General features: G+C 59.2%; 6 protein-coding genes. 3 read left to right on the top strand and 3 right to left on the bottom strand.

Annotation, left to right across the window (positions count from 1 at the left end):
* Positions 1-1,728 precede the first annotated feature (1,728 nt).
* On the bottom strand, positions 1,729-1,998 hold the full coding sequence (locus XF30_RS14330) for a DUF1488 family protein (RefSeq protein ID WP_109143103.1): 270 nt from the start codon (positions 1,996-1,998) through the stop codon (positions 1,729-1,731).
* Positions 1,999-2,226: 228 nt separating this feature from the next.
* The gene (locus XF30_RS14325; protein ID WP_146207708.1) at positions 2,227-3,015 is read right to left on the bottom strand and encodes a hypothetical protein; all 789 of its coding nucleotides are present in this window, start codon (positions 3,013-3,015) and stop codon (positions 2,227-2,229) included.
* A 487-nt stretch (positions 3,016-3,502) separates the two neighbouring features.
* On the opposite strand from XF30_RS14325, the gene XF30_RS14320 reads away from it, so the two are divergent.
* Complete coding sequence (locus tag XF30_RS14320) at positions 3,503-3,724, top strand: hypothetical protein (protein ID WP_146207707.1); 222 nt, start codon at positions 3,503-3,505, stop codon at positions 3,722-3,724.
* Positions 3,725-4,810: 1,086 nt separating this feature from the next.
* Here the strand turns inward: XF30_RS14320 and XF30_RS14310 are convergent.
* Positions 4,811-5,665 (bottom strand): SDR family NAD(P)-dependent oxidoreductase, encoded by an 855-nt coding sequence (locus tag XF30_RS14310; RefSeq protein ID WP_244608954.1) that lies wholly within the window; start codon positions 5,663-5,665, stop codon positions 4,811-4,813.
* Between the two features lie 334 nt (positions 5,666-5,999).
* Here XF30_RS14310 and XF30_RS14305 point away from each other — a divergent pair, with 334 nt between their 5' ends.
* Both XF30_RS14305 and XF30_RS14300 read left to right on the top strand, forming a co-directional pair.
* Positions 6,000-7,421, top strand: coding sequence for a hypothetical protein (locus XF30_RS14305; RefSeq protein WP_244608953.1), 1,422 nt, complete (start codon positions 6,000-6,002; stop codon positions 7,419-7,421).
* Between the two features lie 506 nt (positions 7,422-7,927).
* Entirely contained in the window at positions 7,928-8,935 is a 1,008-nt protein-coding gene (locus XF30_RS14300) for a methyltransferase (protein ID WP_109143100.1), read from the top strand.
* Positions 8,936-9,189: the final 254 nt, after the last annotated feature.

The following is a 9,189-nucleotide window of genomic DNA, read 5'->3' as shown; positions in this document are numbered from 1 at the left end:
ACCTGGACGGCTATCTCCCAAGCAACGGCCTCGGCGCGTTAAAAATCCACCCCCTTTCATGGGGTGGCACACTCCTTGCGAATTGCACGTCCCCAGCGCAGAGGCGTGCACCGATGGGACAGCGAGTCCGGATTTCAAAGCAACCGAAGCCCCGTTTGACACATACTGCCCGTGAGCTGGTGCGTTTGCTGGAGGCGATCGAGGAGCTCGAGGAGCTGAGAGAAAGGGGCCGGCTCGCGGAGGCCGGCCGCGTGTTGCACTAGTAGGCGCAGGCTGGTCTCAGGTCTGGCCGCTGAACGCTTGGCCGATTGGGGAAATCCGCGCGCATTGCCGGCGCATTCGACCGCGATATGATTCGCGAACTGATCCGGCGTGCCAATCCCAACCAGGTCGGTCTTGTGGCGCGGAAAGGTATGGCCCTAGGGCCATGTTGAAGCGAGCGTGATTGGGGTTTCAACCGGCCTCCTTTTCAACCAAGCCGGAGCGCTCACATGCCGTCAATGAAACGAAAGCGCTCTGCGAGCTCGATCTCACCGGGCGGGGTACACTATCTGAAAATCCCGGAGCCGATCGGTTCACGCGGACGATTTCGGCGAATACATGCTCGTCGATTCCGGTCAGAATTTCTGTGTGCTCGGCGAGCGCTATAACGCTTCGCTGGAGCAGATCGCCAAATATCTCGACTAAGACGAAAGCTGTCGGTAATCCCCAGCAGCTTTCTCTTGCGCCCGCTCTCCGGTTCCGGGAGCATCTGTCCATCGATGCTCTTCCGGCAAGTCATGAGAGTTCGGATTCCAGCAACAGATTGGATGTACGATCTTCCGCAAGATCGCCGTTCGCATCTGGATGCTTCACCGGACGGCGAGAGATTGCTTGATCTAATCGCTGTCGAGGCGCGCTCGCGCATCAACAAAGGAGAGCTTTGGCCGGAGGCTGCCGATGAGAAGCCTGGTTATATTCGGGTGCGGATAGCCTTCCCTTGTTCGGCCTCACTTTACGATTGGATATTCAATGGACCGTCCGGCTATCGCGCTCACTATTACGCCTCGGAGGAATCCGGTGAAATCTTCAACAGGGAATTAGTCGAGAGGGTTGCCCCTCAGATCTTACGATCTCAACTTTGGCCCTCTCGTTGCACCTCGGAGGGCGCGCACTATGGTCTGTCCCTGAGCGGGCAATGGAGCAAGCTAGCTCTGACCAACCGCGACTTCCAGGATTCTCCGGAATGCCAACTGCACGCTCGTCGATGGCTAGCAAACTGTCGAACGCGCAGCGCAATGGGACTTCGCGCCCCTCGCCCAACAAATCCGAAGTTTGAGATAACCGGGACATGGATTGATCCCATCACCCGTGGGAGATGGCTGTCACCCGAAAGGTAGATCGCCCGGCCGACATTCACCTTCGAGGTTTTGCGTAGGCGCCCCTTTTCCTTCGCCCGCGTTGCGAGGGCTATCTTGCCATACCAGCGTAGTAGCTTTCGATTGGGGGGCACGCCTGAGTCGCGGCGGGTCAAAGAGCCGACCACGAATTATCTACCGGCTGTGAAAAGGCGCGATTTTGCTCCCTCCCGCTCGCACCACGTGTCATGATTTATTCCTGAATCAAGGAATGAGGCCTTAAGGCCGCAGCGTGAAGCACGTTGAAGCTCGCCCTTTGGGCCGACCCCGGAAGCCGCAGCGCGGCTCGCCGCCAGCGTCGGAGCTGCGGGCCATAAATCCGCAGGAGCCGTTAGGGCGGGGTGAGCTGCTCGGTACGGACCACGGGCCTGGTTTCCCCCTGGTCGTAATTCCCGCTCGCGATCGCTTCGATTTTCCAACGGTACTGCTCAAACGTGCCTCTGAGGTCCGTTTGACGGGTCCCATCCTTTGCGGCGCGATCGAGCAAGGCAGCCCAAGTGACGAAGCAAAGGACGCGCTGTTCGCTGTCCAACATCGCAAACGCGATACCTTCGAAAAGTCGGAACTCGATATCGCGAGACGGATCGGTAGTAAGGGGCATTTGAAATCTCCAATAGGCAATCCCTCGATTTTGGTGGGTTCTGTCGTTCCTCACAAGGGGTGGAACGGTGGCCTACGGCAGGCCAAATTGGTGCGCATGCGGCAGACGGCGTTACTGGAAACGAGCGCATCCAGATCACGTAAATTGCTCTGATCGCCGCGGGGGTGCTGAAGGTGCCGACGCCGGCGCGGTTGTGCGTCCGCAAACGGAGGCCCGCAGGCAGATGAGCTATTTCTTGTACAATCCCTTACGCCCCTGCGCATTGCCGAACATGGAATCGACATCGCCAATCAGCAGGAAGGAATAGAAGTGAAGATTGCCATGGAGATCGACCACGGTGAGGGTATCGTTCCCGCCACGTGCATCACCCGAGAGCCCACCCCCATCGCCGTATAATCTCCCGCCTCCGGGCTGGGCTTCGTCCCCGATCGTGAAGGTGAGGTTATCATTGCCACCGTGCGCGTGATCGGCCATGCCGAAGGCATCGCCGTACAGAATTGCCGAGCCGGTCTGGCCGGTCTGGAGAGCGATCAGCGTGTCGTTGCCGCCATGGACGTGCCCGGACATGGTTGTGCCATCGCCCACCAGAGTGTTCAATGATCGGCCGCCGAACGCGCCGATGACGATGTCGTTGCCGCCCTGCACGTGGTCAGACATGGCACCCTCGGCGTCCCCATAGAGTGTGAAGCCGCTGCGAACCGAGCCCGTGCTGTCGCCGATCACCGTGTCGTTGCCGCCCCTGGCATGGCCTGACATGGATTGTGCATCGCCGTCGATGATGACGGTGTTGAGCGAGCCGTCGATGTTCACCCTGAGTGTGTCGTTGCCGCCTTGGGAATGATCCAGCAAGGTCGCAGTATCGCCCACCAGGTTGACGAACGTCATGGCCTCGATGTTGATCGTAATGGTGTCGTTGCCGCCATGCGCATTGGCCGGGAACTCAGGGTCGCCGAATAAGGCTTCGAAGCTAACTTGCGGGAGTGTCAGCGTGATCGTGTCGTTGGGCAAACGGCACATGGCAACTCCAATTTCAAGGCGGAGAGGACGTGAAGATGTGAGGATCGCTTCAACGGTCAAAGCTACTTCGGGTTGATGACCGAGATTCGCTCGGAATTGGACTGATTGCGACCGCCGCGCGCCCTCGATCACTCTGGTAAACCCGATCAACGGGCGGGAGCGTCTTGCCAACGGAAGTGGGGGTTTGGCGGCAACTGTAAGCCGCGGCTTCCCTTGAGGCGCTACCGCTAGATGTCACTTTACAGTGCAGAGCGGACGTTTGCAGTGGAACGACAGACCGACGCTTCTGACCCTCAGCGGACGTTCAGGCTGCCTTTTCGAATCTTCCTTGAAGAGGGCGGGCGCTCCCCTTGAGGGGGCGATTTGTTGCAACTCGCCTCTGACGGGCCGAGATGGAATGGGCCGGCAACCTACGCGAGGTAGTCATTCCAAGGAAAGCATGCGATGCTGACGCCCAATTGAACGAACTTTCGGCCTGAAGACTAGTGTGTTGGCAATGACTCGAAAAGAATACGTAGAGCAAAGCAAGGAACATGCGCTCTGGCTGCTGAACGTTGGTCGGGCACGTGAGGCGGTTGCCTCGATGATGGTGGATATGCGGATTAGCGCGAACTTTGGCGTACCTCCCGAAATCCACGCAATAGGCATCTGCGCCGCTGCGGCGGACGACGCGTCCGGAGTTCGCGCCTACATCGAGGGCTTCAACTGACAGTGCTCGGCAAGGCCTGTCCGCCTCTGGCCTAACCTTCCAGGTGCGCAAGCTCGTCCGACTCCGTTCTGACAGCGGACCTCAGCTGTTGCACGCCCCTGAATGGAGTGAACGGGCGAGTCTTGGTGACCGTCGTCGGAATGATATTGTTGCAATCTAAGTTCCAGCTCTGCGCGAATTGCAGGCCCGCTCGCAGCGGGAGGTCGGGGGCTTTGGTCTGCAGGTCTGCCGCGCTGCGCTCAAGATTGCTCGGGGGCTACTTCTTCAACAGCAGTCCCAACGTTCGCGCCATGCGCCTCACCGATCCGGTGTGGCGGCCGAGTTCGGCGGCTATCCTCGCTGCGCCGACTCCCTGCCGAGCCAGCGCGATCAATCGTCGGACCTCCTGCTCGGCCCATTGTTTCGGCTTCGGTGTTTTCATAATGCGGCGCTCGATCCGCACCAGTTAACCAGCGAGCGAAAATCCGACACTTGGGAAATTTACGGGTGGGCTTCCTGCCTGCGGCCCGCCCTCGCCGTAGAACGGCAATTCCGATGCTTGTCGGCTATTGCCTTTAACCGGGCGTACGGCTGCGCTTGCCAGGACCGCCGCTTGCGACCCATAGCGGGAGATAGGACGCTCGGTAATGCGGTACCCCTGAGGGAGTGGACGGCCGCTCGCAGGTGTGGCTAAGTCCGGACCAGTGAAGCGCCCGGAGGAGACCATGCCCCTATTTCACATCCAAACAGGACAAAGGCGAACGCGCAGCTAAGGTGCTGGCCGATGTATTCTGCGCGATTTTGATTGCAACTTTCGCGGTCGTCTTTTTCGGATGGATTGGGGGCCTACTCTCGTTTGTCATAGTCGAAGCCTGCCTCCTGGCGATCGACTGGGTCGTTCCGAGTGGTGACCATCCTGCAGCCGCAGTCCGCTAGCGCCTCCCTCAGAAAGTGGATGGGACTGGTTCTGCCTCAATAGCGGACCTTCGGCGCCCCCCGGCCTGGGCAGCTTTTGACCCGGAGCGGACATGGCGTGATGACTCACAGAATCGTCTCAGCGCCATCACCCCATGAACACACCGATCAGGTAGGAGAAAGTTTGCGCACTCAACGCTTCGGGGAGCGCCCGCGGATATGGTCAAAGCCTTGCTTGATTCCGGCGAAGCGCGCTTCGACTATCGGCTCAAATTCGAGGTCGGTGAAGATATAGGGCCAGTCGTTTTCGACGCCTTCGCGGACGAGTTCGCCGACATAGAGGGGGTCGATACCTTGAGTGACGCGTTCCCGGATCTGATTAATGCGTTCGGCAATCGGGCCCGAAGTCGGCGGGGCTCGGACTGCCCCCTCGAAGCGCTTGGGGAGGTTGCGGCTCGAGTTCATGATTTGAGTGCGGATGTACCCGGGACACAATACCGATACGCCAATTCCGCGGGGCGCGAGCTCTTGCCGCAATCCCTCGGACAGCGCGACAACGCCATACTTTGAAACGTTGTATGCAGTGCTCGCTCCTGAAATGACGCCTGCGATCGAGGCTGTGGAGACGATATGTCCACCCTCGCCATGCTGCTCGATCAACGGCCCGAAGATCTCGATCCCCCAAATGGTCGCCATCAGGTTGACGCCCATCGTCCAATTCCACGCCGCATCGGTCCAGCTGCCGTAGGGCCCACCACCGCCGACGCCCGCGTTGTTGACGAGAATATGGACCTTGCCGTAGCGGACGGTGGTGGCTTCTGCGGCCGCCGCGAGTTCGGCTTTAAGCGAGACGTCTGCCTTCACGCCGTCGACATCGACGTTGGTGAGCCGCAGTTGCTCGAGCGCTGCGGACAGCGCGGCCTCTTCAATATCGCAAAGCATCACTTTCGCGCCAGCCTGGGCGAAAGCGGTCGCTATCCCCAATCCAATGCCGGACGCCGCACCGGTCACGAATGCCGTCTTTCCTGCCAGTTCCTTCACGCGCATTCTCCCCGTGCGAGCGGACACGACAGTTCCACAACGCCAAGTTTTACCTGACGCTCACCGCACTTCAAACGATTCGGAAGTATGCGGGATGTCCGTTTTGGAACGTGACTGACCTCAGCCCAGGCCGCGGCGACATCCGCTCCCAAGAGATGATCCGACCAAGGGCATGCGGGCTCCCGAGGGCAGCCTTTGACCCAAAGCGGAACTCAAGCTCTTTGGATAGTAGCAATAAACCCATCACTCAACCATTTAACCGATTGTTAAGAGATTCTACCATAGCTGAATGTATATCAAAATAACAACCAGTCCGGGTTCAAATACCCGGAATTAGCGCGTGAATGTACCAGCTCTCCTGATCGTAGAAAATCTCATTGATCGCAGCGCTCGCTCCGATCGATCGGTTGCGACCGCTGCGTTCGCTCTGCTGGCCGTCGCCTCGCTTCTTCCCACCCTTCTGACTCCTATTCCGGCGATGGGCGACTACGTCAACCACGTCGTCCGCATGCAACTTCTGAGTCAGATGGGCACCCCCAACGCCAATCCATATTATGAGGCGGCCTGGGCCTTCTATCCCAACTTGGCAATGGACTTGGTGGTCCCCTCTATGGCGCGGCTGATCGGCGCCGAGAACGCAACCCGGCTGTTTCTTCTTTTCACCCAGATGCTGATCGTTGGCGGCGCGCTTGCGCTCGAATGGGCTGTGAAGCGGCGCGTTCACCTCGCCGGTTTCGCGGCGCTCTTGTTTCTCTATTGCCTGCCGTTCACGTGGGGGTTCGTCAACTTCGAATCTGCGCTGGCCATCGCGCTCTGGGGCATCGCCGCCTATCTGTTGGCCGCCGAGCGGCCAGCCTCGGTACGTTGCGCTGTCAACACGGTTTTCGTGGTGGTGCTGTTCACCGCGCATTTCTTTGCATTGGGAATCTATGGTGCGACGCTTGGACTCTATGAATTGTGGCGCGCCTTCGATCGGAAGGTGCCTTACAACGACGTCGCGCTCCGGCTCGCGACGCTTGCACTCCCTGCTGCCGCGCTGTTGGTGGTCATGCGACTGACCGCGGGCTCTGTCGGAAGCGAGGGCACCTTTTGGAACTTTGACCACAAGCTGCCCTGGCTATTTTTCATCATGAACGGCTACAACATGGCCGTCTCTGGCGCCAGCGCGATCGTGCTCATGACGGCGTTATATCTCGCCATCAGCTGCGGCATGCTAAAGCTGCAGCCCCGGGATCTGGATCGCAAGTGGCTTCGGACTCCTTTATCTTGCGATTCCGCCAAGGCTATTTGGCACGGCGTTCGCAGACATTCGTATTCTTCCCGCGGCAGCTTTGATCCTGCCCGCGTTCTGCTCGCTGTCACTGCCGAACCGACGAGGGAGGATGACTGCGCTCGCCATTGTCGGAGGCATCACGCTGGCCAATCTGGCCATCGTGCTGGAGGTCTGGCTGTCCTACCGTTCGGAATATTCGGCCATGATCGCGTCGTTTCAAAAGATCAATCCTGGTTCGAAGGTACTGATTGGGATTACCGGAGAGACCGAGGATCCACCATTCGAGGACCTTACCCAGTATCCAATGTATTATGCGCCGACGCTTGCGGTGCATTACGCGAATGCCTTCGTGCCGCACGTATTCACCGAGACCGGCAAGCAGCCGATTCAGACACGTGCCGGGGTCCGCCGTCTCTCGATTCCCAATGGCGCGCCCGTGCCGATACGCGTACTGAGCGCAATCGCCACAGGCCAGAAGACGGCGCTTGATGACCGTGCCCTCGTCCGCACCTGGTATCGAGATTACGACTACCTTTATCTGCTCGGCACTGGCACGGCCAATCCGCTGCCGGAGATGTTGAAGGAATCAGACAGGTCCGGGCGCTTCGTTCTCTATCAGATCCGCCGCAAGCCTTAAGCGCGTCTCGCTCGCACGGTCTTCTCATATTCCGTCCGACGTCGGCCTTGTGCGCAAATGCTCGGTGCGCAAACGAATGTCGCTTCCGCTTGAAGCACTTAGCGAATCTCGTTGTGGTCGGAGCGGAGGTCTGCTTGTGGCCCATCGCTTCCATTGGGGCGTAGCGACGAGTTGTCCGGAAACGGGGTAAACCGGAAGCGCCCGACCGCAGGGCAAATCGGCGGCCTTTGACCCTAAGCGGTCCTCAAATCGACTTGTGTTAGATGGTGCGCACCGCAATATCTGAGATATCATCCGTTTGCGGGAGTCTGGTACTCGATGCATCTTTACTGTGTGCGGAGCAGCAGGAGGTGACACCATGGCCGCCAATGCTTTGTCGGACCTTACGCGACTGATTAACGGTTATCAGATTTCGCAGGCCATTCACGTGGCGGCCCGGCTTGGCATAGCCGACCACCTTGGTCGCGGGCCCCTAGGCAGCAACGAACTTGCTCAGCTCAGCGGATCGCATCCGAGGACACTTTATCGGCTCTTGCGGGCGCTGGCTTCAGTCGGTGTTTTCCATGAGGCCGAGAACAAGACGTTCTCGCTCACCCCGATGAGCGAGTGTCTTCGTTCCGACTCGCCGACTCCACTCGACGGCTGGGCCGCATATGTCGGCCGACCTTATGCCTGGCAGGCCTGGGGGCATCTTGAACACAGCGTCCGCACCGGCGAGAGTGCCTTTCGGCATCTCAATGGTCAGAGCGTATGGGAGTATCGCAGCACCCGTCCGGATGAGAACGCGATCTTCAACCGAGCCATGACGGCCAATTCACGCGGCGCGATCGAAGCTATTATCGCCGCCTACGATTTCAGCAGCTTTCGTCACGTCGCGGATATCGGGGGTGGTGAAGGCCAATTGCTGGCGGGAATTCTCGGAGCAAATAAGGGCCTGCGCGGAACGCTGTTCGATCAGCCGCACGTGGTTGGCAAGGCGACCGAAGTTCTGGACCAACATGGTGTCGTCGACAGATGCGAAATCGTCGGAGGCAGCTTCTTTGAATCCATCCCGGAGGGGGCTGACGCCTATGTGATGCGGGCGATTATCCACGATTGGGACGATAAGGAAGCGATTTCCATCCTGAAGACCTGCCGCCGCGCTATGACCGCTGATGCCAGATTACTCCTCATTGAACGTGTGGTAGAGCCGCCGAACGAGGGGCCGATCTCGAAGTTCAGTGACCTCAATATGCTAGTGATGCTTGGAGCGCTTGAACGGAGCTACGACGAGTATTCCGCTCTATGTCGAACGGCCGGATTTGAGATGCGCGGCATAGCTCGCGCAGGCTTGCATTTCCAGGTCATCGAGGCAGTTCCAACTTAGACTGAGCCAGGGCGGGGCCTCTCTTCACGGCCGCAGGGTCTGCATCCGATACGCTTTCACAACCTGAGGTCTGGTTATGGGCCCATCGCTGCCGCGTCCCACGGCCGGGGATGCGTCGGCTGTCAGAGGTAGACCGGACCTAACTCAACCGAGCAAAACCGTCCCGCTTGACCCGGAGCGGACGTCGACCGTGGGCGAGCCTCATATGCAGCCCATCGAACGATTCTCCACGTTGCCGCAGTCACTCGGGCAGT

The sequence above is a fragment of the Bradyrhizobium sp. SUTN9-2 genome, assembly GCF_003122645.1.
GTDB lineage: Bacteria > Pseudomonadota > Alphaproteobacteria > Rhizobiales > Xanthobacteraceae > Bradyrhizobium > Bradyrhizobium yuanmingense.
The sequence above is the reverse complement of the archived record's forward strand: the minus strand, read 5'-3'. Positions and strand labels throughout refer to the sequence as shown.